The following is a 25,963-nucleotide window of genomic DNA, read 5'->3' as shown; positions in this document are numbered from 1 at the left end:
ATAACTATTGGGTCTACAGAGTGTGATCGCAAGCGTCTTTACTAAAAACTGACATTACGGATACGCGAGCGATAAGGAGCACTTCCTAGTCCGGTTCCGGAAAACGCGTAACCTTACCATCGCCGCTCAGGGTGGTGATCGATTGCGGTTTCCCATCAGTGTCTAGCCTCAACTCCCCAATCGCACTGCGGTTTGAAAGGCGATAGAAGGTCTGATTATCAGGGCTTCGCTTCTCGATTTTTAAGCGCTTACGCTTAGTGAAATAGTTCAAAACTGAGCGAGGGCTGTATAACAGGCGGTCCCACACATCGCAGAATTTAAGCAGCGAAGCAGGGAACTGATTTTTAATGCCACTGCAGGTAATTTGATAGATGTTCGGACTGTTGCGACGATACCTAAGCTTGATATCGTAAGCAAAGGAGTAGTGAACATCACCAGAAAGCACCACGAAATTGGTCGGTGTTTTGGTATGGGTAAAGATACTGATCAGGGTATTAGCACTGCCCGGATGCGCCATCCAGTTTTCAGCGTCAATCACTAATGGCTTGCCGATTGTGGTCGCCATCTTTTGCAGTGTTTCAATAAACTTCACGCCAAACATCGGTGCAGCAGAAACGATCACCACTTTATCTTGATTCATTAACTGATGTTGAAACTCAATCAAGGCTTCCCAGTCCATTAAACCTGAAGGCTTATTCATGCGAGACTCTGAACGCCAACGACGCGTACGAGTATCCAACACAATGACTTTGGGTGAGCTATCTATTGTGTAATGCCACTCTTCAAAGCGACTCAGCATGTCAATAAAGGCTTGATGCTTGTCTGGCTCGATATTGCTAACAGAGTCAGTAGTATTGCTATCATCGGCTTCATTATGCGCTTGTTCTATATTCTTATTTTTTTCAACAATATGCGCTTGTTTAGTAATGCGCGGTTGATCGACAAAAAGCTGTTTTGCTTGCTCGATGAACGCTTCGTCGAAACTCTCCGGTTTGTTACCCCAGCCCTGACACATCCAGTAAGCCGCAAGGCCGTTACCTATCACTTGAGTGGCGAACTGGTTTTGGTCGACGGTATGTTCCCAGCCTACGGTAAGGTTCCAATCATCAGTCACATCGTGATCATCGAAGATCATGTAAGTCGGAATATGAGCGAACAGACGCTGCACTTGCGGTAAGCCAGCAATGAAATCATCCATGATGATGCTTTCATCACGCCACTGTTGCTGCTTAGTCGGTGTTAATTGGCGTCCACCTTGAGTGAAGTTATTCTCAATTAAACGCTCTCGATTGACGCATTGCCACAGTGTCGGAGACCAGACCAACAAGTACATCGCAATAAATTCAGACAGCGTGACCAAGTGGTTTTCGCAGTCGGTAGAGCTAAAAATCGGCACGCCACGATTCGGGAAGAACTTATCGAGCATGGATTCTGAAGCGGTGTGGTGCGGCAAATAGTGATGACGCTGATATAAGTGATATTCACTGCTATACAGTGCGTCACTGCTGTTGATTTGTTTAATTTGCGAGTCAGTAGGTAAGCTCTCACCTACAAGGCCAAGCAGTTGAATCACCTGCTGAATAGCATCAAGTGTTGGCCCCGCCACATGGTCGGCGTAGATCTGATCGCCGCTCATCATCAGCATGTCGGGTCTTTCAGCGACGCTTTGCTCGGCAATCTTGTTATCGGCTGCGACTAAGCTGTCTTTGCTTGGATGATGCGGGTTACGGCAAGAGCCATGCAGAATGTAATCAGCCGAGGTCGATATCTTAAACTCAACGCGAGATTTACCGTTGTAAACCAGGTGAGGGGCGAGCTCTTTTAGTGAACCTGACTCTGTGTGAATGTCATATTCAAGAAGCGTATTAGTCGGGAATTCACCTTGTAAGCGAATTAGCGTTACCCACGCATGTGTACCGATTTGAATGGAATCATGCTCTTCAAGCGATGAGGTATAAAACGGTTGGTCTTGTTCTGCTTCAGGATGCTCTTTTTCGTTAGAAAAGCCTGTTTCTCGACTATGTTCAGTTTCACGAATGTGCTCAGTTTCACTAATATAAAGATCAGCCCGGCCAACAAGGGGCGAGCTGGTGGCTAACCAAAGTACCACTTCAGTCGCGGTGGTTTTTCTTAAAATGGGTCCGGCGAGTAACAGGGGAAGAGATGATGTCGTAGAGGGTTTCAATACGGTACCTAAAATCATTGGTGGTTAGTCGTCGTGGAGTTCTTTTGCTTCGTGTTCTACTAATTCAGACTCGGTTACTTCTGACTTTGTGATCTTGAGTTCTGTCATTTCAGATTCAGTAGCCTCAAGCTCCGTCATTTCAGATTCTGTTGATTCAAGCTCTGTTGATTCAAGAACTTCGATAACTTCCGAGCTAGAAAGTTCATGACCCATTAGAAATATTGCCAATAGAGCATCGGCTTTTGTCTTGGTATCGGAAGGCTCGTCTAACAACAGTTCGAGCTTATCTCGAATCATAGCAATCTCGTGCTCAACAAAGCCACGGCCTTCTTCATCCCCTTGATTGTCTTCAGGGGCATTATCGAATTCAAGAAATAGCATGTCGCCGTCTAGGTTGGTATCCACCAAACGCTCGGGCAGCCACGCATCACCCATAACAATATCTGGATCGGAATCTTTGGGTAACTGATCTATAATGTTTTGTAATTCGGAGACTTTCACAATACTTTCATTTAACCGAGAATATTCTACATTGTAACGGTCAATGCCGATCAAACCTAAAAATAGTTAGCCGTCATGGTTAATAAATGTCTATTCAGTAACACATTATTTATTACAAAGAGTAATTACATAAGAATGAAGCTCAAATATTTACCGACTCTCACTTCAACTGGAGTGGTTTTACTAAGTAGCGCTTTCCTAAGTGCTAATGCGTGGGCTGCTGAAGAGCAAGAGTGGGGCATCGCTGCAATGTTCCGTACTGCGAGCATCCCTTATGACACGTCTGGTGGTGACCAATCGGTTAACTCATTCGTGCCGATGCTGTTTTTCAAGAATGACTATGTGTTCATTGATGGTACCGAGATGGGGGCTTACCTCTATCAAACAGATGACGAGAAATGGTCTTTTAATGCTATCTCTCGCATGCGTTTTATTGATATTCCAGCTTCTGAACAGAACGCAATTGAGGGTGATACGGCGGACTTCGGTGCTCAACTGACCTACCAACTTGATGGTCCTTGGTCTATCGAGACGGAATTGATGAGCGACAGTGAATTCAACCTCCACGGTAACTTACGTGCTAAAGCCAAGTATGAAACCGGAGATTGGGAGTTTTACCCAAGTGCGACACTTCGTTACAAAAGTGCTGACTTCAATAGCGAGTATTACTCAGCGTCTAATGAAACCATTGGTGCAGGTGTAGATCTGAATGTCGGCGTTGAAGCGCGTTACCATGTGGTTTCAAACTTGTACTTATTGGGCTCAACCAGTGTGACTCGATTAGACGATAATGCCTACGATTCGTCGATAGTCGAAGACCGTTATCAAGGTGAATTGTACCTTGGCTTTGGTTTCTTTAACGACAAAGAGAAAGCACCAAAACCTAAGTTGAGCAATGCGCCGTATTTACGTGTCGCCCACGGTTGGGCTACGCCATCCAATATTGGCGACATAATGAAGTTCAATCGAGAGAAAGACGAATACAACAACCAGTTGACCTCGTTTTTCTATGGCCACCCATTAACCGATGAGATCTTCGGCTTCCCATTGGACATCTACCTAACGCCAGGTATCGCACACCACTGGAGTTCAGAGGTTCAATCAAGCAGCACTGAATACATCATCGCAATCAAAGCGTACTACACCTTTGATTGGCCAACTCAGTGGCGTGTAGGTGTGGCAGAAGGTATGTCTTACATCGATTCGATTACCTATATCGAAGGATCTGAGATGGACCGCAAAGGTTACACAGCAAGCCATCTGTTGAACTACTTAGACTTCTCATTCGATGTGAACGTCGGCGACTTGATTGGTAAGAATGACTTGAACAACTTGTGGTTCGGCTACTCATTGCATCACCGTTCTGCGATCTTTGAAAACGCATCCCAGTTCGGGCGTATCAAAGGCGGCAGCAACTACAACACGGTTTACTTCCAATATGAGTTCTAAGCGCAGTTTTTAACGTTAGCTTTAAGCCAGAGTTTACTAAGTACGACTTACATTTGACCTCGCTTCTATAGCTCCTGCGAGTGTTAGCGAGATTAATCAGCCTGATAGCAAAAGGTTTTCCCTTTGCTGTCAGGCTTTTTTGTTTGAGACTTGTGATATAATCGCGCGAGTTTAATAAGTACAAGAATAGGACACGCTTTGACTTCGTCTCCGGAAAAAGCAGACAACAACAAGAATGCAGCACAGCCGAGTTCTCCAAAGAACGAAGCGAAATCGAATAAGCCTGCATCGAACCGACCTGCTAAACATTTAAAAGCTAAACAACCAAAAATTAATCAACCAAAAGCTAAACCTGCCGATCATTCAGCAGCAGCCAATACAAAAGCATCTCAAAATAGCCCAGCTTCTCTTCGTAAAGCGCTCAACGAATGTATGATGCGCGATCGCTTCCGTCTGAGTAAGCGAATTGCTGGTGCGAGTAGAATTAAAAACGAACAATCCAAGAACGTTGTCTTCGATGAGATTGCGTTAGATATTGCCAAGTCTATGATGACGGCAAATCAGCGTGCCTCGCACAAACCAACCATCGAATACCCAGAGATTCTCCCAGTTAGCCAAAAGCGCGATGACATTGCGAAAGCCATTGCTGAAAACCAAGTGGTTATCGTGGCCGGCGAAACGGGCTCGGGTAAAACCACTCAGTTACCAAAGATTTGTTCTGAGCTTGGCCGTGGCCGCATGGGCTTAATTGGTCACACTCAGCCTCGTCGTCTTGCGGCACGTTCAGTTGCCAACCGCATTGCGGAAGAGATGGAAACACAGCTGGGTGATTTTGTCGGTTATAAGGTTCGTTTTAACGACCAAATATCTGATAAAACACAAATCAAATTGATGACCGACGGTATTCTACTGGCGGAAATTCAGCACGACCGTTTCTTAAGTCAATACGACACCATCATTATCGATGAAGCCCACGAACGTAGTCTGAACATTGACTTCATCATGGGTTACCTAAGAGAGCTTCTGCCAAAGCGTCCTGATCTTAAAGTTATCATTACATCAGCGACCATCGATCCTGAGCGTTTCTCGAAGCACTTTAACAATGCGCCGATTATTGAAGTATCAGGTCGAACGTACCCAGTTGATACGCGTTACCGCCCACTAGGTGGTGATGAAAGTGATTCAGATCGTGACCAAATCGAAGGTATCTTTGAAGCTGTTGATGAACTGTGTGATGAAGGCCAAGGCGATATCTTGATCTTCATGAACGGTGAACGTGAAATTCGTGACACTGCCGATTCTTTAAGTAAACGTAACCTGCGTGATACTGAGATTGTTCCGCTGTACGCGCGTCTTTCTGCTGGCGAACAGAACCGTATCTTCCAGTCTCATACTGGTCGACGCATCGTTCTGGCAACCAACGTGGCAGAAACCTCGTTAACGGTTCCGGGCATCAAGTATGTCATCGACCCGGGTACGGCGCGTATCAGCCGATACAGCTATCGTACCAAGGTACAACGCCTACCGATCGAGCCAGTGTCTCAAGCGAGTGCGAACCAACGTAAAGGTCGTTGTGGTCGTGTTGCTGAAGGTATCTGTATTCGTCTGTACTCTGAGGAAGATTTCGAATCACGTCCAGAGTTTACTGACCCAGAGATCCTTCGTACTAACCTAGCATCCGTTATCCTTCAGATGACAGCGTTAGGCCTAGGCGACATTCAAGCATTCCCATTTGTTGAAGCGCCCGATAAGCGCAACATTCAAGATGGTGTAAGACTGCTTGAAGAGCTCGGTGCGATCGCAACAGCTGAACCGGCTGCGAACAAAAACAAGAATCATGGCGACGACAAGAAGAAGCTAACCGCGATTGGTCGCAAGCTCGCTAAGCTGCCGATTGATCCGCGTTTAGCGCGTATGGTGATTGAAGCGCCAAGCAACCGCTGTCTGCACGAAGTGATGGTGATTGCGTCTGCGTTGTCGATTCAGGATCCGCGTGAGCGTCCATCAGACAAGCAACAATCGTCTGACGATAAGCACAAGCGCTTCTTTGATAAAGAGTCAGATTTCATCACGTTTGTGAACCTTTGGGATTACGTTAAGCAGCAACAAAAAGAGCTGTCGAGTAACCAATTCCGCAAACAGTGTAAGCAAGATTACCTGAACTATTTACGTATCCGTGAATGGCAAGATGTGTACTTCCAAATTCACCAAGCAATGCGTGAATTGGATACCAAGCTGAACACCGAGCCGGGCAGCTACGACGGCATTCACATGTCACTGCTATCAGGCTTGCTTTCGCACATTGGTATGAAAGACCAAGAGAAGAATGAATATCAAGGTGCTCGTAATGCGCGCTTCCATATCTTCCCTGCGTCTGGCTTATTTAAGAAACAGCCTAAGTGGATCATGTCTGCTGAGCTGGTGGAAACCTCAAAACTTTGGGGTCGTGTTATCGCGAAGATTCAGCCTGAATGGATTGAACCACTAGCAAAACACCTGATTAAGCGCAGCTACAGCGAACCACATTGGTCGAAGAAGCAAGCGGCGGTAATGGCACACGAAAAAGTGATGCTTTACGGAATCCCAATCATCCCGAAACGTTTAGTAAACTACGGTGCTATTGATGCAACCGTCAGCCGTGAATTGTTCGTGCGCAGCGCTTTGGTTGAAGGTGAGTGGGAAACCAAACACGCCTTCTTCAAACAAAACCGTAAACTCCTGCAAGAAGTGGAAGAGTTAGAGCACAAGTCTCGTCGTCGTGACATCTTGATCGACGATGATGAACTGTTCGACTTTTATGACCAACGTGTTGGCGAAGAGGCTGTTTCAGGCCGTCACTTCGATACATGGTGGAAGCAAACCAGCCAGAAAACACCAGAGCTGCTTAACTTCGAAAAGTCGATGCTGTTCCGCGGTGATGCAAGCCACGTTACTGACTTGGATTATCCGAACTTCTGGCACCAAAATGGTATCAAGCTGAAGCTGAGCTACCAATTTGAGCCGGGCGACGACAACGATGGTGTAACGGTACACATTCCGCTGCCTATCTTGAACCAGATTGACCAAAACGGTTTTGATTGGCAGATCCCAGGCCTACGCCAGGAACTGGTGATTAGCCTAATTAAGTCGTTACCAAAAACGCTACGCCGTAACTTTGTGCCTGCGCCCAACTACGCCGATGCGTTCTTGGCTCGTGTGACACCACTTGAAGCACCGTTGTTGGATTCTCTTGAAAAAGAGCTGCGCCGCATGACGGGCGTGGAAGTGGTACGTGATGACTGGAAGTTAGACCAGATACCAGAGCACTTAAAGGTAACATTCCGCGCTGTAGATCATCGCAAGCGTAAGCTGAAAGAACAGAAAGACTTGCATGAGTTGAAAGAGAGCCTGAAAGACAAGGTTCAAGAAACACTTTCTAAAGTGGCAGACGATGACATCGAACAGCAAAACCTGCATACGTGGAGCTTTGGTGAGTTACCAAAAGTCTACCAACAGAAGCGTGGCGGCTACGATGTTAAAGCCTTCCCAGCGCTGGTGGATTCTAAAGACAGCGTAGAGATCAAACTGTTCGAAACCGAGCAAGAGCAGATCTCGGCAATGAAATCGGGTCAGCGTCGTTTAATCCTGTTGAACGTGCCATCGCCGATCAAATATTTGCACTCGAATTTGCCGAACAAATCGAAACTTGGTTTGTACTTCAACCCATACGGACAGGTGCTCGATCTTATCGATGACTGTATCGCTTGTGGTATTGATAAGCTGATTGAAGAGAAGGGCGGTTTGGTTTGGGAACCAGAGCAGTTTGAAGCACTGAAAGAACACGTACGTGCAGAGCTGGGCGACAGCGTTGTTGAGATTGCTCAACAGGTTGAAACCATCCTAACGACCGCATTCAGCATCAGTAAGAAGCTCAAAGGACGTGTCGATCTTTCAATGGCATTCGCACTTTCTGACATAAAAGCTCAGGTAGAAGGTTTGATTTTTAAGGGGTTTGCCACAGAATGTGGGTGGAAACGCCTGCCGGATATTCTACGCTATATGAGAGCGATTGAACGCCGCATGGAAAAACTGCCGATTGACCCGAACAAAGATCGCTTGCATATGATCAAAGTTGAGTCAGTAATGAATGATTACAAAGAGCTGCTGAATAAAATCCCAAAAGGGATCGCGGTTCCAGAAAATGTAAAAGAGGTGCGTTGGATGGTAGAGGAGCTTCGTGTAAGCTTCTTCGCACAGCAGCTCGGTACGCCTTACCCAGTATCAGACAAGCGTGTTAAAAACGCTATTGATGCTTGCTAAAGGAATAAAACTAGACGCAATGGCAAGGTTTGGGTATAAATCTTGCTTATTGCTATACTAATTAAATAGTTACTACAAAAAGGGCGACTTGGTGGCAATTTATTACCACGCAAGGCCTGCCACTAGGACGAAAAGGTCGAATATGAAAAAAACGTTATTGGCACTAGCACTGCTAGGTGCATCTTCAACAGCAATGGCTGACTCTTGGTTGTACGGCGGCGTAATGGGTGGTCAAAACTCATTTGCTGGTGAAGATGAAACGGCGATGGGTATCCACGTGGGTACTGGTATCCTTCCATTAATTGGTGTTGAAGCTGGTTACTGGGATCTTGGTTCTTTCGACAACGTTAGCTACGGTAACCGTGCGAAACAAGGCGTTGACGTAAGCACAGCTTACCTAGCGATCAAACCAAGCATCGATTTCGGTCCTCTACACGTATACGCGAAAGGTGGTCTTCACTCATACGAAGTGAAAGGCGATAACTTTAAGCAAGACGATGTGGACGTAATGTTTGCAGTTGGCGCTGAGTACTTTATCTTTGGTCCACTATCTGTTGGCGCTAGCTACCAAAACTTCAAAATGAAAGATGACGACTCTGGCGTTTTCTCTCTAAACGCAACTATCCACCTACTGTAATTAATCAGTAGGGCGATCGTAGATAACGGTCGGATAGTCGTTAAAGAGTTCGTTAGAATTCATAAAAAATGCCAGCTTGATAGCTGGCATTTTTGTATCTGTAGAATAGTAATGTCGCTGACTTAAGCGGTATAAGTTAAGCGAGCAGCGCTATTTCTTACTGTTTAGAATCTTCTGAATTCTTGGGTTAATCGCTTTGCCGTGTTGGCTTTCATACTCTTCGCGTTTCAAGTCGTTCAAGTTCTTCACTGAGTTAGCGGCAAGAAGGAACTGCGGCAATTCTGTTTCCAGCATGCCTTTCTCATCTAAACGCTTTGCTTCCAAGTAGTATTTCTTAAACAGGCCATCGAGCTTGTTTTCAGCCGTGCGCTTCAAGTCGTACAGTTTGTTTTGGATTAGCCATTTTTCAATGTTGTTAACAGCTGCGCGCGACAACACACGAATACGGCTATCAAGTAGCTCTTCTTCAGTCAAAGAATCTTTAAGGATCCAAAGCTCACCCATTTGCGGTGGCCAACTGTTGCCAAGTTGAATACGCTCATGGCAGTGCATTAGCACGCGGTTAAGGCCGTCTGAGTCAACAGAGTGGGCAAACTCAAGAAACTTACCGCTCGGTTCACTACCGTATTGGTATTCCCACTGAGTTTCGTACACGCTCAAGAAAGAACCGAACACATGGATACACCAATCCGTTAGCTCAAGCTCTGCTGGATCTTGATCAACAACAGGCACTTGTTGAGATGCACCAGAGCCCGCAGCGTTTGGTGTCGCTACTTTTACTTCTGTACTTTGTGCTTCAATCACTTCAGATGCGTTAGGCTGTACTGTAGCGTCAGGAACAACAGGTTGAGCTGGCTCAGAAGGTTGGCTTTTTGCCTTTTTGAATGAGCTGCTGCCTGAAGCGTTCAGATGGGCTAAGCTTTTGTCTATACCCATTTCCTTGAGCTTGTCCTGCATTTCCTGAATATTGAGAGGTCTTCTGCTGTTGTTGTCTTTCATTTTGCTTCTCGTTAACTAGCCAGTACTGCAGCTTGGATTCAATCCGAGATAATGGCATTAATTCATTGGCTTTGGCTTTATACCAGAGGACAAATTTCTTCCATACTAAACTATGGTCACCGGTCAAACCGGAGAATTTAAACGCACGTTCTGCCCATGATGGTATCTCTTCTTCGTTGAGATCATGAGTAGATACGGTGTTGCTGTTCATTGAGCCTCGACCTTGTGGGCGAGGGGCCTGCTGCATGTGTTGCATTGGTGCCGGAGCAGGCTGAAACTTGGGTGCAGGTGCAGGTGCAGGTGCAGGTGCAGGTGCAGTAGAGTAGACCGGAATACTATTGGTCGGTTGAACCTCAACGTGCGCCGTAGCTTGCTCTTGCTCAATGAGCATTTTGAAAACGTGAATCTCTTTCTTATCTCGATAGTCTACTTTCACCTTATCGAGGAAACCTTGGTCGACTAAACACTTAAGGCAGTCGGCTAAACCAAACGTAGAGAGAGCACAAAGCTGACCTGCCGTTTGCAGGCACACATTGGTGTAACCGAATTCATCAGCACCATCTGCAAGCATCAATAAAACCAGCTTTTCTGCTGGGCTAGAAGTATTCACTTGCCAAGCTAAATAAGAATATTTGGCGCTCAATATCGTGTTCTCAAAAAAGGTAAGTCGTTGTCACTATTGTAAGTCACCCCTTACCGAATTTATAGCAACTTAACAGAAAACGACATTAGTAAGCCAAATATTGACCATAAGGAGAGGTCTGCCCCAAAAAGTAAGCCTACACTCATTCATTCTAGGTCAGAAGGTGGCTAAAGATGGGGTTTACGGCCGTCTTTTTCGGGTCTGATTCTGCACCAAGGCTTAAAATAACGTGGTCTATTAACGTTAAGCATGAGCTTCTAATCTTTCGTGTTGTCTTCATGAAAGCGCTTATCTTTCCTCTCTAGTGACTGTTGATGATTTCTTTATCTACTTATTGACCTATTTATCCATCCATTCATAAGTTGTATTTAATTTATAAAACACCTTGATATGATCAATATTTGCGCTATTATGACGATAAGTCAGAAATGACGAAGCGTCACAAAATGGTTAACCACATGAATTTACTATTCGTGTTAATATATTGGACAGGAGCGTTTTAAATGCTGATTAAGCTTAGGTAATAGCTAAGCTCAAATACGGACTGAAAAATTATGTTTGGCTTTGGTTGTAAAGGCGATAAACAAAGTATCTTTGGTTGCAAGGCGGTGCTGTCTAAGAAGCAGCAATCCATAGCCGACCGAGAAGTAGAATTGATGTTGTTAGCAAAAGATCTGGTTCGAGAACAAGGGTTCGGAAACCTGACGATGGATAGGCTAACGGCGGCAAGCTCTTATTCTAAAGGTACGATATACAATCACTTTTGCAGTAAAGAAGACGTGGTTTTAGCGTTATGTATTCATTCTTTAAAGGCCGAGGCACTGTTGTTTGCTCGTTCTGGAGAGTTTGAAGGCAACTCTCGCGAAAAGATTGTCGCATTGCACGTTGCGTACCGAGTTTATGCTCGTATGGAACCGGTATTATCAACTTGCGCGATTATGGCGAAAAGCCCATGGGTACTAGAGAAAGCCTCCAGTGCACGCGTGGCCGAGATGAATCAATTAGAAGAGATCGTTATCGAACAAGCAGATCTGCTCGTCAATCAAGCAGTAGAAGCCGGTGACCTAAAGTTCTCTTCTGGCGTGGGTTCAGATGCCATTGTATTCGCCAACTGGTCAATCGCATTTGGTTCAAATGCTTTGTCTCAGAATGCTTCAAACAGTCATTGTATCAAGCGGTTACAAGACCCGTATTCAGTATTACATAACGCGAACATGATTTTAGACGGCCTCAACTGGCAGCCCCTTTCGAGTGATTGGGATTACCGCAAAACCTGGCGCCGTGTAGAACAAGAACTGTTCAGTGAAGAAGTCGCTTACTTAGAGTCAGTAGGTCGATAAGCTTCAACTAAGCCCACCTATGTGGGTTTATTAATAACCATTAGTGACGATTCGTCATAAACTTAAGTTTAGCCTAGTGTGGTTTTGGTTTTCTTGAGTATATGACTAAGAATTGTGTTTTTGTCAGCTTCGGCTGGCTTTTTAAAACACAACTATGACGAATCGTCACAAATGGAGACTGTGATGGAACATGACAGCCAGAAGCCCGCTTTCGATCACCAAAATCGAGATAACCGTAATGTCGATAGCGTAAACGGGGATCTAAATAACAGTTGGCACTCAATACCGACCAAGCATTCGTTTATCGTTCTGCTGGTGGTTTTTTCGATCATCATGCTCTCTGCATTAGGGGCGAAGAACCTCTATTTTAGAGGGGACTACAATATCTTCTTCGAAGGCACCAACAAACAGTTGATGGCGTTCGATGAAATCCAAACCACCTTTGCGAAAACCGACAACCTCGCGATTGTCGTCGCACCTGAAGGCGGTAATGTCTTCACTCCAGAAACCCTCACTCTAATTCAAAACCTCACGGTCGATGCGTGGCAGATCCCGTACTCAAGCCGTGTCGATTCGCTTGCCAATTATCAGCATACCGAAGCCGTTGAAGATGACCTCTTAGTGGAAGACTTGCTGTACGAAGAATACGAGCACACACCAGAGCGGATCGCCAAAGTAAAACAGATCGCGCTCAACGAACCACTGCTTAAGAATGCATTGGTATCGGCTTCTGGTGACGTGACCATTGTGAACGTGACGGTGCAATTGCCCGAAGTGGACAAAACGGCGGAAGTGCAAGAAGTCATTGCGGCCATCAACGCTATGATTGACCGCTACGAAGCACAATATCCCAACGTCGAATTCCATAAGGCGGGCATCATTGCCATGAACAACGCCTTTATGACCTCGGCTCAAGAAGACAGCTCAACACTGGTGCCATTAATGCTGCTAGTTGTGTTGGTGTTCCTGACCTTTATGTTGCGCTCGTTCTTTAGTGTGGTGGCTACCTTAGTTGTGATTATCTCTTCGATTGTCGCGACCATGGGTTTGTCTGGCTGGGCAGGGATGTTCCTCAGCACCGCAACGGTCAACGTGCCAACCTTGGTATTAACCCTTGCTGTCGCCGATTGTGTTCACGTGATTGTGACCATGAGACAAGCTATGCAGCGCGGGATGGAGAAAGCACAAGCCATTCAATACAGCATCAAGTTGAACGCGATGCCAATTTTGATTACTTCTGTGACCACCGCGATTGGCTTCTTGATGATGAACATGTCGGATTCTCCCGTATTGCGAGACTTCGGTAACTTGTCGGCATTGGGTGTGATCATCGCGTGTTTCCTATCTGTGACTATGCTTCCTGCGCTGTTAAAACTATTGCCAGTTAAAACTCTGCCAACAAATGAAGCCGCGGAAAGCAAAGTAACCTTTATGGATAAGCTCGGTGACTTTGTCGTTGCTAACCGTAAAGCACTGCTGCCTATTTCTACTCTTGTGATTGTTGGCGCTGCGGCGTTAATTCCGTTGAACAAAGTGAATGATGAATCGGTGAAGTATTTCGATACCTCAAGCGAATTCAGACAAGCAGCCGACTTCATGGAAGAGACCGTAAGCGGCATGACCACCATCAGTATCGCAGTCAAAACCAACGAATCTCAAGCGATTGCCGATCCTGTGTTCTTGCAAGCGATTGGCGACTTTACTGAGTGGCTACGTGTTCAACCAGAAACCGACCATGTCGCCACGCTTTCCGATGTTTACATGCGTTTGAATAAGAACATGCACGGCGATGACGACAGCTATTATCAATTGCCGCTTAACCGAGAACTTGCCGCGCAATACCTGCTGCTTTACGAGATGTCTCTGCCGTACGGCTTGGACTTGAACAACCAAATCAATGTCGATAAGTCATCGATCAAAATGGTGCTCACGGTGGACAACCTAGGCAGCGTGGAGTTGGTGGAACTCGAAGAACGTATCTACTCATGGTTTGCAGCCAACGCGCCTCAGTATGAAGTGGTCGCATCGAGTCCGTCACTGATGTTTGCTCACATAGGCGAAACCAACATGGCGAGCATGCTATCAACTCTGCCTATCACCTTAGTACTTATCTCTGGCCTGATGATCTTTGCATTGCGCTCGGTTCGCTTAGGTTTAATCAGCCTAGTGCCAAACATTGCCCCAGCGATTATCGGCTTTGGTTTGTGGGCGCTTATCTCTGGTGAAATCAACTTGGGTCTGTCAGTCGTGGTCACGCTCACACTGGGTATCGTGGTCGATGATGCAGTGCACTTCTTGAGTAAATACCAACGCGCCAGAATGGAAGGGAAATCAGCGGAAGAAGCGGTGCGTTACGCGTTCCACACCGTTGGTCGCGCACTGTGGATCACCACGGTCGTGCTTGTGGCGGGTTTCTCTGTACTGGCGATGTCGAGTTTTAGACTCAATTCCGACATGGGCTTACTCAGCGCGATTGTGATTTTCATTGCGCTGGTGGTCGACTTCATCTTGCTACCGAGCTTGCTGATGATCTTCGACAAACAGACTCATTATTCAAACAAGCCTGACACTAAGTCCCAGCCTAGCTCGACTGGCGAACTGTCTACTTCGACCAAATAAGGAATCGTCAGCCTGCTGCGGTGGGCTGACTCAAGGAGAAATTTATGAAAAGCGTTAAACAAACTCTCGTTACTACATTATTTACACTGAGCACATTCGCCGCTTTCCCTGCGTTAGCCGACCCCGCGAAAGGCTTAGAAATTGCCGAGCAACGAAAAGCCGTTGATATGGGGTGGGGCGATTCAGTTGCGACCATGGAAATGCTACTTCGGAACAAACAAGGCGAAAGCAGCTCGCGCCTAATGCGATTGAAGTCGTTAGAAGTGGATGATGATGGCGACAAAGGGCTGACCATTTTTGATGAGCCGCGTGACGTAAAAGGCACGGCTTTCTTGAACCATTCACACATCTCTAAATCGGATGACCAATGGCTGTACTTGCCTGCGTTGAAACGTGTAAAACGCATCTCTTCGCGCAACAAATCGGGCCCGTTTATGGGCAGTGAATTTGCTTACGAAGACTTGAGCTCGTTCGAGTTAGGAAAGTACACCTTTAACTACATTGAAGACGCCAAAATCGAAGGCGTCGATACCTTTGTTTTGGAGCAGGTTCCGACCGACAAAAATTCCGGCTACACCATGCAAAAGGTATGGCTAGACCAACAATATTACCGCCCCGTTCAGGTTGAGTTTTACGACCGTAAAGGCGCATTGCTGAAAACCCTTTCGTTCCAAGATTACAAACAATACCTAAACCAATACTGGCGCGCGCACACTATGTCGATGCAAAACCACCAAACAGGCAAGAGCACGGTACTAACCACGACAGATTTAGCGTTCCAGACAGGTCTTAAGGACAAAGATTTCCAGAAAAACACACTCAAACGTGCAAAGTAAGGCAAGAATATGAAAAGGATTGTGTTAACAGGAACGCAGTTATCTTTAACCTTGGCAGCGACAGTCGGGCTCATGCAAGTGTCGTTGCCATGTGTGGCGGCAGGCTTTAGCTCTGAGTTCGTAGAACAGGTCACCCCGGAGCTAGCAGGGCAGGTTAACCTTGAACACAGGCAGTTCTTTAGCGACGGCTTGCAAGGGCAAGATAAAGGGCAAAGCTCGCTGGTGTTACAACCAGAGTTTTATTGGGAACAACAAGAGGGCAATGGCAGCTTTACCTTCACGCCGTTTTACCGCCTAGATAGCGAAGACGATGAACGAACCCATGGTGACGTTCGCGAAGCTCTATACCTAACGTATTGGGATGACTACGAACTGCGAGCGGGTGTCGGCAAGGTGTTCTGGGGCGTAACCGAATCGGCGCACTTGGTGGATGTGGTAAACCAAACCGATGCCATTGAATCGGTCGATGGTGAGTCGAAGTTAGGTCAGCCAATGGTCCACTTCACCTCGATAAAAGACTGGGGAACCATCGATGCCATGTTACTGCCGTATTTTCGTGAGCGTACCTTTGCAGGGGAAGACGGTCGATTAAGGCCAACTGTGCCTGTATCGGATGATGCGCTTTACGAATCGTCGAGAGAAGAAAAGCACGTCGATGTGGCATTGCGCTATAGCCAAATGTACGGCGATTGGGATGTGGGATTAAGCTACTTAGGCGGCACAAATCGCGACCCTTATTACCGTGTAGAGGGCAATGAACTCAAGCCGTATTACGCGCAAATGCAGCACTTCGGACTCGATGTACAAGGTATTGTGGGTGATTGGTTATGGAAGCTTGAAAGCATTTATCGTGACAGCTACGACAACCACACCGGCGTGGTAACAGGCTTTGAATACACATGGGTTGGGGCGCTTGAATCCTATTGGGACATCGGATTTATTGCCGAATACCTGTATGACAGCAGAGGTAACAACGCCCAAACCATCGGTCAAAACGATGTATTCCTTGGAGCGCGTTTCGCCTTGAATGATGAAGACGGCACCGAAGTACTTACAGGCATCACTCAAGACTTAGATAACAGCGATGTCTACAGTGCTAAGTTGGAAGCATCAAGCCGCATCAACAACAATCTCAAGTGGCGATTGAACGCTTGGTTTTTTGAGAACGAAACCCCAGAAGACTTGTTGTTCTTCGCTCGAAAGGATGATTTTGTTGAGGTAGCGTTGGAATATTATTTCTAATGTTGGTTTGGTGGGGCGCTCTTGCTAAAGGGGGCGTCTCAGATTTAAGAAGCGCAATATTTAGAATGTTCAATGTCATCTTTTTATAAAATAGAGCAAATAATCGAATAGTCCCAAAGGTAAAATGGTTGTATTTTTCGAGTATCTATAACCTCCGAATATGCATGTAAATCGTGCTGGTGGTATCGGCCCTAAGGGATTTATGAATTTATTTAATTGGGATAAAAACTTTGAAACAGGTATTGGTGTTGTAGATGAACAACATCAATACCTTGTTGGTTTTATCAATCACTACGGAAATCTTTTGTCAGAGAATACTATCTCTATAGACGACATTAACATCGCTTTACTCGAACTCGCGCGCTATGCAGAATTTCACTTTAAAGAAGAAGAATCTTTGATGAGAGATTGCGGTGTACATGAGTTACACATTGAAGAACACATCAAAGTGCATCGTGTATTTAAGCAAGATATCTACAGTATGCAAGCTTTCATCTTAGAAGAAGATCAGGTGTCAGCACGGCAGTTATTGGACTTCCTCATCCATTGGCTTACTTATCACATCCTCGGCATCGACCAAAACATGGCGCGACAAATGGTCGCCATAGAAGAGGGTGCAACACCTCTACAAGCCTTTGAAGCAGAAGAAAAGCAGCAAGACTCTTCGATTGTCCCGCTGTTGGCGGCGCTTAATGGCCTATTTGAACAAGTATCTGAACGAAACAAACAGTTGTTACGCTTCAACCAGTTACTCGAAGACAAAGTTGAGGAACGGACTGCAGAATTGAAACGAGCGAGTAAGAAACTTGAAGAACTGTCGTTAACAGACTCACTCACTCATTTGCCTAACCGCCGTAGTGCCTTTAAACAGTTAGCGCTACATTGGCAAGACTCCAAAGAACTTGGTATGCCTTTAGTGTGCATTATGATTGATGCCGACCACTTCAAGCGCATTAATGACACCAGTGGCCATGATGCAGGCGACTTGGTGCTACAAACCCTCTCGCGTGAACTGAAAAACACGTTCCGTAATGATGATATTGTGTGTCGGTTAGGGGGCGATGAGTTCTTGGTTATTTGCCCTGACACCGACCTCAAAGGTGGCATGCACATCGCGGAAACGACTCGACAGAAAGTGTCTGAATTAGAGGTTGAAACCAGTCATCAAGTTTGGATTGGCAGTATTAGTGTCGGTGTAGCTGAAATAACCCAAGAATTCGAGTCCATGAATGAGTTGGTTAAAGCCGCTGATGAGTCCGTTTATTTAGCGAAAAACGCAGGCAAAAACAGCGTTTGTTCGATTCAGATTTAGAGCTCGATTTACTCGAGTTCGAGAGTACCGTTCACTTCAGATCTAGAACACCGCTCGCTTTAGTCTTTGAGCGCTACTCACTTTATTTTTTGAGCGCTATTCGCTTTAATTCTAGAACCTAGTTCACTTTAGTTTTTGAGTGCGACTCACTTTAAAATAAACAAGTGGAACCGGTATTTGTTCCACTTCTTCCTATTCCTCATTAATATCCTGTTAAATTTGCCGTGTTTTTAGTCAATAACTTGCTCTTTTAGCGATTCAATTTGGCATTGGTAGCGTGTTTGATTACTATGTGTAGCTATCTAAAAAAACTAATCATCCGATACGGACACTACCAACTGGTAGATGAGGAAATGATGCAACATCTAGAAGAGATCATTGCTAATGCAACGACTGCTATTGATACAGCAGATTCGTTAGTCGCACTTGATGAAGTGCGAGTTCAGTATTTAGGTAAGAAGGGTGAATTAACTCTTCAACTACAAAGCCTAGGTAAACTTCCACCTGAAGAGCGTCGCACTGCTGGTCAAGAGATCAACAAAGCGAAAGGTGCTGTTCAACAAGCGATCGCAGCTCGCAAAGACGCACTTCAACGTGCAGAGCTTGAAGCGAAACTAGCTGAAGAAACTATCGATGTGAGCCTACCAGGTCGTCGCATTGAGAACGGTGGTCTTCACCCAGTGACTCGCACAGTTGAGCGTATCGAACAGTTCTTTGGTGAGCTTGGCTTTAGCACTGAGTCTGGCCCTGAGATCGAAGATGCATTCCACAACTTTGATGCACTAAACATCGCAGACGATCACCCAGCTCGTACTGATCACGATACTTTCTTCTTCAACCCTGATCTAATGCTACGTACGCACACTTCTGGTGTTCAAATCCGTACGATGGAAAACGGCAAACCGCCTTTCCGTTTCATTGCTCCGGGTCGTGTTTACCGTAACGACTACGATCAAACTCACACGCCAATGTTCCACCAAGTGGAAGGTATGTTAGTTGATGAGAACGTAAACTTCGCACAACTTAAAGGCATTCTTAACGATTTCCTTTGTAACTTCTTTGAAGAAGAAGTTGAAGTGCGTTTCCGTCCTTCATTCTTCCCGTTCACAGAGCCTTCAGCTGAAGTTGACGTGAAACGTAAAGATGGCAAATGGCTAGAAGTTCTAGGTTGTGGCATGGTTCACCCTAACGTACTTCGCTCTGTTGGCATCGACCCTGAGAAATACTCTGGTTTTGCATTCGGTATGGGTGTAGAGCGTCTAACGATGCTTCGTTACGGCGTAAATGACCTTCGTGCGTTCTTCGAGAACGACCTTCGTTTCCTTAAACAATTCAAGTAATCCGGGGCAGTCAAAACTATGAAATTCAGTGAATCTTGGCTACGCGAGTGGGTTAAACCTGCAATTAACAGCGAAGAGCTAGCTCACCAAATCACTATGGCTGGTTTGGAAGTTGACGATGTAGAACCTGTTGCGGGTGTTTTCACCGGCGTTAAAGTAGGTAAAGTGGTTGAGTGCGGTCAGCACCCAGACGCAGACAAACTACAAGTTACAAAAATTGATATTGGCGAAGAAGAGCTTTTAGACATCGTATGTGGTGCATCTAACTGTCGTCTTGGCCTAACAGTAGCAGTAGCAACAGTTGGTGCAGTACTTCCTGGTGACTTCAAAATCAAGAAAGCAAAACTACGTGGCGTTCCATCGCACGGCATGCTTTGTTCTTTCTCTGAGCTAGGTATCGACGTAGAGTCTGACGGCATCCTTGAGCTGCCAGAAGGCACAACGCTAGGTATGGACGTTCGTGAGCTTCTTGAGCTTAACGACGTAACTATCGACGTAGACCTAACAGCAAACCGCGCAGACTGCTTCAGCATCCGTGGCCTTGCTCGTGAAGTTGGCGTACTAAACCGCGCAGACGTTACAGAGCCAGCAGTTGAAGCTGTTGCAACAAGCATTGAAGACACAGTATCTGTTGAAATCAAAGCAACTGATGCTTGTCCACGTTACCTTGGCCGTGTGGTTAAGAACGTAAACGTGAAAGCGGAATCTCCAATCTGGATGCAGGAAAAACTGCGCCGTTGTGGTATCCGTTCAATCGACCCAGTTGTAGACATCACAAACTACGTGATGCTAGAGCAAGGCCAACCAATGCACGCATTTGATCTTGCTAAGATCGAAGGCGGTATCGTGGTTCGTCTAGCAGAGCAGGGCGAAAAGCTAACACTTCTAGATGGCAACGAAGCTGAACTTAACAGCAACACACTTGTTATCGCAGACCAAAACAAAGCACTAGCAATCGCTGGTATCTTTGGCGGTCAAGATTCTGGTGTTACTACTGAAACAACAGACGTACTTCTTGAAGCAGCATTCTTCGCACCGGATCACATCCGTGGTCGCGCACGTGCTTACGGCCTTCACACAGATTCTTCTCTACGTTTCGAACGTGGTGTTGATTCAACACTTCAAGCAGCAGCAATGGAGCGTGCAACACAGCTTCTAGTTGAAATCTGTGGTGGTGAAGTTGCGCCAGTAAACGGCAGCGAATCTGAAGCTGATCTTCCTAAAGTAAACGTAGTTGCTCTACGTCGCGCTAAGCTAGACAGTCTACTAGGTCACGAAATCCCATCTACAGACGTAGTGGAAATTCTTACTCGCCTAGGTTGTGAAGTTGAAACGACAGAAGCTGGTTGGACGGCAACGTCTCCATCTTGGCGTTTTGATATCGCAATCGAGCAAGACCTAATTGAAGAAGTAGGTCGTATCTACGGTTACGATAACATTCCAAACCAAGCGCCTAAAGCGGCACTTAAAATGAATGACCACAAAGAAGCTAACCAACCGCTTAAGCGCGTTCGTGACCTTCTTGTAGACCGTGGCTACCACGAAGCAATCACATACAGCTTCGTAGAACCAGAACAGCAAAAACTTGTTGTACCTGGTGTTGAGCCGCTAATCCTGCCATTCCCAATCTCTGCGGACATGTCAGCAATGCGTCTTGGCCTAATCCAAGGTCTTCTAAACACAGTTGTTCACAACCAGAAGCGTCAACAGTCTCGCGTTCGTCTATTCGAATCAGGCCTACGTTTCATCCCTGAAGCAACGGCTGAAAACGGCATGCGCCAAGAAATGATGCTTGCGGGCGTTATCTCTGGTACTCGTGGCGAAGAGCACTGGGACATTGCAACTAACACTGTAGATTTCTTCGATCTTAAAGGTGACCTAGAAGCCGTTCTTGAGCTTTCTGCAAACGAAATCGCATACAGCTTCAAATCTGCTAAGCACCCAGCACTTCACCCAGGTCAAACTGCGGCTATCGTAGTAGACGGCAAAGAAGTGGGTATCATTGGTACTGTTCACCCAGAACTAGAGCGTAAGTTTGGTCTTAACGGCCGCACTATCGTATTCGAAATCGAATGGGCAGCTATCAACACTCGCGTGCTTCCAGAAGCAGTAGCAGTATCTAAGTTCCCTGCAAACCGTCGTGATATCGCCGTTGTTGTTGATGAAGCAGTCGCTTCTGGCGACATCGTAGAAGCGTGTATCGCTGCTGGTGGCGAATTCCTAACAGGCGCTAAACTGTTCGACGTATACGTTGGTCAAGGCGTTGAAGAAGGTAAGAAGAGCCTAGCAATCGCACTTAGCCTACAGTCTGTAGAGCGCACACTTGAAGATGCAGACATCGCTGGTTCAGTAGATGCTATCGTAGCTTCAATCTCAGAGAAATTCGGCGCAGCACTTCGCGACTAATCTCTTCTGATAGATAGAAAACCAAAGGCCTCGCATTGCGAGGCCTTTTTGTTTTTGCGGTTAAGAAGTAGGGCACTAGTTTATAGCTGGGCTAAACCCGATAGTTGCGTTGTAAAGGTCTAGAGCTGGTCCTACTACTTCCTATTTGCAGCTTGTATTTTAGCTTGCATGCGTTGTTCAATAAATAACTTATACATTACTGCTGGCTTTGCCGTCTTGGATGAATCGTGTTTAGTTGAAAATAGGTTGTAGTATTTTAAGAATTGCTCCCGATCATCGCTATATATTTCTTTCCAAAGTGACTTAATACCCTCCTTCTCGAGTCTTTTTCTATCATCCCTATTTCTTGGGATCGGGTAAGTGCGGTTTAAGACTTCTTTGTATGCCATGTTATTGATATCTTTTAAGATTGAACGTAAGTTTCTAGCGATCAGTTCCAAAGAATTGTTATCTAGGCTTAGCGGTTTTTCCAGTAAATTACTATGACTGTTTATGCCTAGGTTCATTGCATTCTTTGCACCTAATTTACCAAATCTATGGACGCAACAATGACGAAGTTGACAGATGTTGTTGAATTCATTAGCTGTTTTTTCATTAATGGGAAGGTTTATGCCTAACAAGTTTTTAAAGGTGATTTTTATGTTATCCATATGTACGAAAGAGTCTTCGTCCATCAGGGCTTCAGCTAACAGTTTTTTATTGTGATGCATTGCTGCACCAAATTTGATTTCTTTGGAGGAAGCGTGGTTTTGAGAGTATATGTCTATCTGGATTATACCTCTGACTAAAGCTCTAATATAGCTTTCAACGGCAGACATATAGCCAAGGAATACAACTGTTGCTAGTTCTCTAGTTATATTTTCGTTGCTTATCCAAAGTAAATTTAATTGATTTGAGTTCAAAAGAAAGCTATCGATAGGTGATCCTGATCCTTCTTTATAACTCTTGTCAAAGAGATCGTGTGTTTGAATTGTTGTCGTGATTGCTTGTACTTTGACAATTTCATGAAAATTAACGTTCATATAAGGCTCCATCACTGCAAAAATTCATCGACAAAAGTTGTAGCTAACAAAATGATTTTTTCAGCTCTTTTTTGTCCGATTTGTTCTGCTTGGCGAAGAACTTTACTTGGATCTTGGCTTGTTACAAAGTCCCCGATAGTTTCGAACTTCGGGATTTCGTTCTTTATTTTGTCTCTCATCCAAGGAGTTAAGCCTGTTATATCAGCAAGGGGTATAGACATACACTGGTCAAATGAAGAAATATCAATTAGCTCGGCTCCACAATTGTGGCAAAACTTTTGATTCTGACTTATTCTTTCTGTATTACATGATGAACAAGAAGGGAGGTTGAACTTCAGTTCATCCACTCCAGAACTTTTTAAAATTGAGTCTTTTGTTCTTCTAATTGGGTGCTTTGTAGATTTAAACTGCAATCTTTCAAGAGCTATTTTTGCAGACGAAGCTGTACCCTTTGAAAGGAACGTTTTAATATTTAGTAATGCAGCTATATGTGGAATGAAACGTTTGTAATCCCTGTCCTCTCCATGAGATACATCAGACTCTATTTCATATAATAATCCGGCTTCTACCAATAGGTTAAACATGCGTTCTACATATGGATCATTATCAATTCCGGTTATACCAAAAAGTAGCTGCTTTAGTTTTTCTTCATTTTTGGAATCATTTACTTCTTTAAGGTCACTACATATTTTATTGAATACTCTATCACCACTTTCTATTAATATTTTTAATTTCGGTGATTTTATGGCGATGGATTTAAACTCATCGACTCTGGCGGTTATATGAGACTTTATTACACTGTTGAGCTTTTGTGCTTGGGATCTACTAGTTTTGTTATCTATATAGTCTTGCAAAAGAGAGAGGTATGCTCTGGGTACGCCAAAAGCTGCATATTTTAGCAGTTCACGAATTGGTTCAGGTATTTCACTAAAGTTTGGAATTCTTTTAACGGCAATAGCTTCCATCGTTTCACTGTAGCTCTCGTTTTCTATAGATAGCCAAACAGACTTGAACACTCCTTCTTGTGTTGGGTGGAACCGAGAACCATATTCAGTGGTTCCTGGATATACTGAAGCTTTAGGTGTAATAAATTGTGATTTTAGCGTTCTAAATATTTCGAAGAACTCTTTCATATACTCTGGAGTTAGAGTTAATGCAGCGTCATCCATAAGAATCAATATTCTTTTTCTTTTTGATAGTTCTTTCACTTTCATCAAGAAATTTTTTGTCATTGATATGGAAATATAATCAGCAGCTTCTTGTTCTTCACTTGATAATTGCACACCTTTTTCTATTTTTGCAATTATGCTATAGAGTATCTCGATAGTAAAAAAGCCACCTATTTCTTCTAATATAATATTATGATTATCTATGGTGGTCTCTAAAGTTTCATATGCAGCAAGTATAATTTGAGTCAATGCCCAAGTGTGGAAGGTGTTAATAGCGTTTATGTCAGAGGTTAACATTGGTTCAAGACGGTAATATCTATTGAATGTAACATAGACGGAGAATGGCTTCGTATCATCTGAATTACATTCCAATGCCGTATATCTCATCATATGAGTTTTACCACAGCCTCTTGGCCCGACGATAAGTGTGGTTTGTCTATTCGTAAGGCTTTTTATGACATCAGAGAAAAAATCATTCATAGAGGTGTTGAGCATAAGTTCGTCACTTTTGATGTAGTCAGCTCTTCTTTCTATTGTATTGTCTAAAAATTCTTTTTTTTCTCTACTCATTAACTTTCCCTTCCTCTACTGGAATAGATATTTTTAATAACTTTGATTTGGTGATGTATCTTGCGCTAGCCCCAATTATATTTGAGGCTAGTTTTTCTCTACCTTTATCACTAACTAAATAATTAAAAACTAGTTCTTGAAATTTTTTTGGAATTCTTATTTTTAATATGCAGTCAGAAATGATTGCGTTTCCACTATCAACGATAACTATTTTTCTTGGTATGTTTTTTCCTACTCTTGCAATTAAAATATCGCCTTTTTGTGCAAAATCTATTACCGAGCTTTCTTTATTATTAAATGAATCTTTTTTGAAATTAACTCTATTTTCATTTGGTTTAAAGTTAGTTGTGTGAAATATATTCTCTGATAGCATCCTGCATTGTTTTGAATTATATTTACCTCTAGATATTGTACATCCAAGATCTTCTAAAGTTAGACTTCTTGAACTTTCTTTAGACGTCGAGTTAATGTCATAATCAAGAGAGTCTACTCCTAACGATTTTTTTATTATGATTTTCGGTCCAAGCTTTCCTTCATTGTATTTATTTATATTTATCTCATCTGAGAGCTTGTTCTTTATAAATATTACTATATGAGCTTGAACATCAGTTTTTTCAAATGCTGTTCTCGGCAGTTTTATAACTTGAGATATTGTTCCCTTTTGCGTCAGGTATTCTCTGAAGTGTTTATACTTTTCTCCGGTAATGAAACCATCAGGAACGATTAATCCTAATTTTCCACCAGTCACTAGCGCATTTATTGCATGTATAACAAAAATAATTTCAGCTGATATTTTTGCTCTTTTATGCATAATCTTTGAATAACCATTCACCTTTAAGAGGTGTAACAATTCTTCGTTTAGGGTAATGTCGATGAAGGGCGGATTGCATACGACAACATCGAAGCTCTGTTCCTTCAATTGGTTTTTAACAAAAAATTGAGGATCAGAGACATCTTGTTTGTAGTGAGTATGGCCTGAATACTTTGTTGGAAACTTTGTATCAGTATCCACATCAACAGTAATACACTTTGCATTAGGAAAATGCTCCATCAATGGTTGTGATAATGCCCCTTCACCACTACCTAGGTCTAATATGCTTGAGATTTTTTTGCATGATAGTGCGTCTCTTAAGACTACGCTTATCTCATGTTTTGTGTAGTAACGACCTAGTCTATCTGAAGTTGTGTATTTGTATTGCTGCATTTTCAATAATTAAAATTTTCTAGTTTCTGAATTTTATAGTAAATCATTGAATTCAACAAAGCTTATTCGGTATATATCCGATGCTATAAGGTAAATACTGCACGTCTTTCTTTTGGTATGTTCGGTTAACGTTACTTGTAAAATCATGTTTTCGTCTTATAGGTGCTTGGATTTTAATGGGGTGATCCAC

17 protein-coding genes are annotated in these 25,963 nt (G+C 44.2%); 10 read left to right on the top strand and 7 right to left on the bottom strand.

Translation table 11 applies throughout. The features are described 5' to 3' along the window. Positions 1–85 precede the first annotated feature (85 nt). Together AACT19_RS13365 and AACT19_RS13360 are read right to left on the bottom strand one after the other, a co-directional pair. On the bottom strand, positions 86–2,203 hold the full coding sequence (locus AACT19_RS13365) for a hypothetical protein (RefSeq protein WP_076646678.1): 2,118 nt from the start codon (positions 2,201–2,203) through the stop codon (positions 86–88). A 6-nt stretch (positions 2,204–2,209) separates the two neighbouring features. Further along, complete coding sequence (locus AACT19_RS13360; RefSeq protein WP_076646675.1) at positions 2,210–2,740, bottom strand: hypothetical protein; 531 nt, start codon at positions 2,738–2,740, stop codon at positions 2,210–2,212. A gap of 81 nt (positions 2,741–2,821) precedes the next feature. Between AACT19_RS13360 and AACT19_RS13355 the strand changes: the two genes are divergently transcribed. The 3 genes from AACT19_RS13355 (at position 2,822) to AACT19_RS13345 (ending at position 9,071) form a co-directional block, all read left to right on the top strand. Further along, positions 2,822–4,135: a MipA/OmpV family protein gene (locus AACT19_RS13355; RefSeq protein ID WP_076646673.1), complete on the top strand. Its 1,314-nt coding sequence runs from the start codon at positions 2,822–2,824 to the stop codon at positions 4,133–4,135. A 198-nt stretch (positions 4,136–4,333) separates the two neighbouring features. Then, a complete protein-coding gene (gene hrpA, locus AACT19_RS13350; RefSeq protein WP_076646671.1) occupies positions 4,334–8,434 on the top strand; it encodes an ATP-dependent RNA helicase HrpA in 4,101 nt (1,366 codons plus the stop codon). A 142-nt stretch (positions 8,435–8,576) separates the two neighbouring features. Further along, positions 8,577–9,071, top strand: coding sequence for an outer membrane beta-barrel protein (locus AACT19_RS13345; RefSeq protein WP_017088180.1), 495 nt, complete (start codon positions 8,577–8,579; stop codon positions 9,069–9,071). A gap of 150 nt (positions 9,072–9,221) precedes the next feature. Here AACT19_RS13345 and AACT19_RS13340 read toward each other — a convergent pair whose 3' ends face one another. Both AACT19_RS13340 and AACT19_RS13335 read right to left on the bottom strand, forming a co-directional pair. Further along, on the bottom strand, positions 9,222–10,007 hold the full coding sequence (locus tag AACT19_RS13340; protein WP_076646669.1) for a hypothetical protein: 786 nt from the start codon (positions 10,005–10,007) through the stop codon (positions 9,222–9,224). Next, the gene (locus tag AACT19_RS13335; protein WP_017091255.1) at positions 9,928–10,713 is read right to left on the bottom strand and encodes a hypothetical protein; all 786 of its coding nucleotides are present in this window, start codon (positions 10,711–10,713) and stop codon (positions 9,928–9,930) included. The genes AACT19_RS13340 and AACT19_RS13335 overlap by 80 nt, the downstream gene beginning before the upstream one ends. Before the next feature lie 554 nt (positions 10,714–11,267). On the opposite strand from AACT19_RS13335, the gene AACT19_RS13330 reads away from it, so the two are divergent. The 7 genes from AACT19_RS13330 to pheT all read left to right on the top strand — a co-directional run bounded on the left by AACT19_RS13330 (position 11,268) and on the right by pheT (position 21,808). After that, the gene (locus AACT19_RS13330; RefSeq protein ID WP_061024674.1) at positions 11,268–12,053 is read left to right on the top strand and encodes a TetR/AcrR family transcriptional regulator; all 786 of its coding nucleotides are present in this window, start codon (positions 11,268–11,270) and stop codon (positions 12,051–12,053) included. Between the two features lie 120 nt (positions 12,054–12,173). Next, complete coding sequence (locus AACT19_RS13325; RefSeq protein WP_076646667.1) at positions 12,174–14,672, top strand: efflux RND transporter permease subunit; 2,499 nt, start codon at positions 12,174–12,176, stop codon at positions 14,670–14,672. A gap of 44 nt (positions 14,673–14,716) precedes the next feature. Next, entirely contained in the window at positions 14,717–15,508 is a 792-nt protein-coding gene (locus tag AACT19_RS13320; RefSeq protein WP_076646665.1) for an outer membrane lipoprotein-sorting protein, read from the top strand. A gap of 9 nt (positions 15,509–15,517) precedes the next feature. After that, positions 15,518–16,750: a hypothetical protein gene (locus AACT19_RS13315; protein WP_076646663.1), complete on the top strand. Its 1,233-nt coding sequence runs from the start codon at positions 15,518–15,520 to the stop codon at positions 16,748–16,750. A 160-nt stretch (positions 16,751–16,910) separates the two neighbouring features. Continuing rightward, positions 16,911–18,062 carry a GGDEF domain-containing protein gene (locus tag AACT19_RS13310; protein ID WP_371699051.1) on the top strand — a complete coding sequence of 384 codons (1,152 nt, stop codon included), beginning with the start codon at positions 16,911–16,913 and terminating at the stop codon, positions 18,060–18,062. Positions 18,063–18,418: 356 nt separating this feature from the next. Further along, on the top strand, positions 18,419–19,402 hold the full coding sequence (gene pheS, locus AACT19_RS13305; protein ID WP_004734764.1) for a phenylalanine--tRNA ligase subunit alpha: 984 nt from the start codon (positions 18,419–18,421) through the stop codon (positions 19,400–19,402). An 18-nt stretch (positions 19,403–19,420) separates the two neighbouring features. Then, complete coding sequence (gene pheT / locus AACT19_RS13300) at positions 19,421–21,808, top strand: phenylalanine--tRNA ligase subunit beta (protein WP_076646661.1); 2,388 nt, start codon at positions 19,421–19,423, stop codon at positions 21,806–21,808. 134 nt (positions 21,809–21,942) lie between these two features. On the opposite strand, the gene AACT19_RS13295 is transcribed toward pheT, so the two are convergent. Genes AACT19_RS13295 through AACT19_RS13285 form a run of 3 tightly spaced genes read right to left on the bottom strand, consistent with a single transcriptional unit; the run spans position 21,943 to position 25,773 of the window. Next, a complete protein-coding gene (locus AACT19_RS13295; RefSeq protein ID WP_076646659.1) occupies positions 21,943–22,830 on the bottom strand; it encodes a hypothetical protein in 888 nt (295 codons plus the stop codon). Between the two features lie 11 nt (positions 22,831–22,841). Next, positions 22,842–24,569: a zinc ribbon domain-containing protein gene (locus AACT19_RS13290; protein WP_076646657.1), complete on the bottom strand. Its 1,728-nt coding sequence runs from the start codon at positions 24,567–24,569 to the stop codon at positions 22,842–22,844. Beyond that, positions 24,562–25,773, bottom strand: coding sequence for an N-6 DNA methylase (locus AACT19_RS13285; protein ID WP_076646655.1), 1,212 nt, complete (start codon positions 25,771–25,773; stop codon positions 24,562–24,564). Before AACT19_RS13285 ends, AACT19_RS13290 begins: the two co-directional genes overlap by 8 nt. Positions 25,774–25,963 lie beyond the last annotated feature (190 nt).

The sequence above is a fragment of the Vibrio sp. 10N.222.47.A9 genome (genome assembly GCF_963872585.1).
Taxonomy (GTDB): Bacteria; Pseudomonadota; Gammaproteobacteria; order Enterobacterales; family Vibrionaceae; genus Vibrio; species Vibrio splendidus.
Note: the sequence above shows the minus strand (reverse complement) of the source record. Positions and strands in the feature narration are given on the sequence as shown.

What these genes read in the sequence shown, in the direction of transcription:
- AACT19_RS13310 (WP_371699051.1), top strand. Translation starts at nt 16,911, where the DNA reads ATGCATGTAAATCGTGCTGGTGGTATCGGCCCTAAGGGATTTATGAAT.
- AACT19_RS13355 (WP_076646673.1), top strand. Translation starts at nt 2,822, where the DNA reads ATGAAGCTCAAATATTTACCGACTCTCACTTCAACTGGAGTGGTTTTA.
- AACT19_RS13295 (WP_076646659.1), bottom strand. Translation starts at nt 22,830, where the DNA reads ATGAACGTTAATTTTCATGAAATTGTCAAAGTACAAGCAATCACGACA.
- AACT19_RS13320 (WP_076646665.1), top strand. Translation starts at nt 14,717, where the DNA reads ATGAAAAGCGTTAAACAAACTCTCGTTACTACATTATTTACACTGAGC.
- AACT19_RS13290 (WP_076646657.1), bottom strand. Translation starts at nt 24,569, where the DNA reads ATGAGTAGAGAAAAAAAAGAATTTTTAGACAATACAATAGAAAGAAGA.
- AACT19_RS13315 (WP_076646663.1), top strand. Translation starts at nt 15,518, where the DNA reads ATGAAAAGGATTGTGTTAACAGGAACGCAGTTATCTTTAACCTTGGCA.
- AACT19_RS13330 (WP_061024674.1), top strand. Translation starts at nt 11,268, where the DNA reads ATGTTTGGCTTTGGTTGTAAAGGCGATAAACAAAGTATCTTTGGTTGC.
- pheT (WP_076646661.1), top strand. Translation starts at nt 19,421, where the DNA reads ATGAAATTCAGTGAATCTTGGCTACGCGAGTGGGTTAAACCTGCAATT.
- AACT19_RS13345 (WP_017088180.1), top strand. Translation starts at nt 8,577, where the DNA reads ATGAAAAAAACGTTATTGGCACTAGCACTGCTAGGTGCATCTTCAACA.
- AACT19_RS13365 (WP_076646678.1), bottom strand. Translation starts at nt 2,203, where the DNA reads ATGATTTTAGGTACCGTATTGAAACCCTCTACGACATCATCTCTTCCC.
- pheS (WP_004734764.1), top strand. Translation starts at nt 18,419, where the DNA reads ATGCAACATCTAGAAGAGATCATTGCTAATGCAACGACTGCTATTGAT.
- AACT19_RS13285 (WP_076646655.1), bottom strand. Translation starts at nt 25,773, where the DNA reads ATGCAGCAATACAAATACACAACTTCAGATAGACTAGGTCGTTACTAC.
- AACT19_RS13340 (WP_076646669.1), bottom strand. Translation starts at nt 10,007, where the DNA reads ATGGGTATAGACAAAAGCTTAGCCCATCTGAACGCTTCAGGCAGCAGC.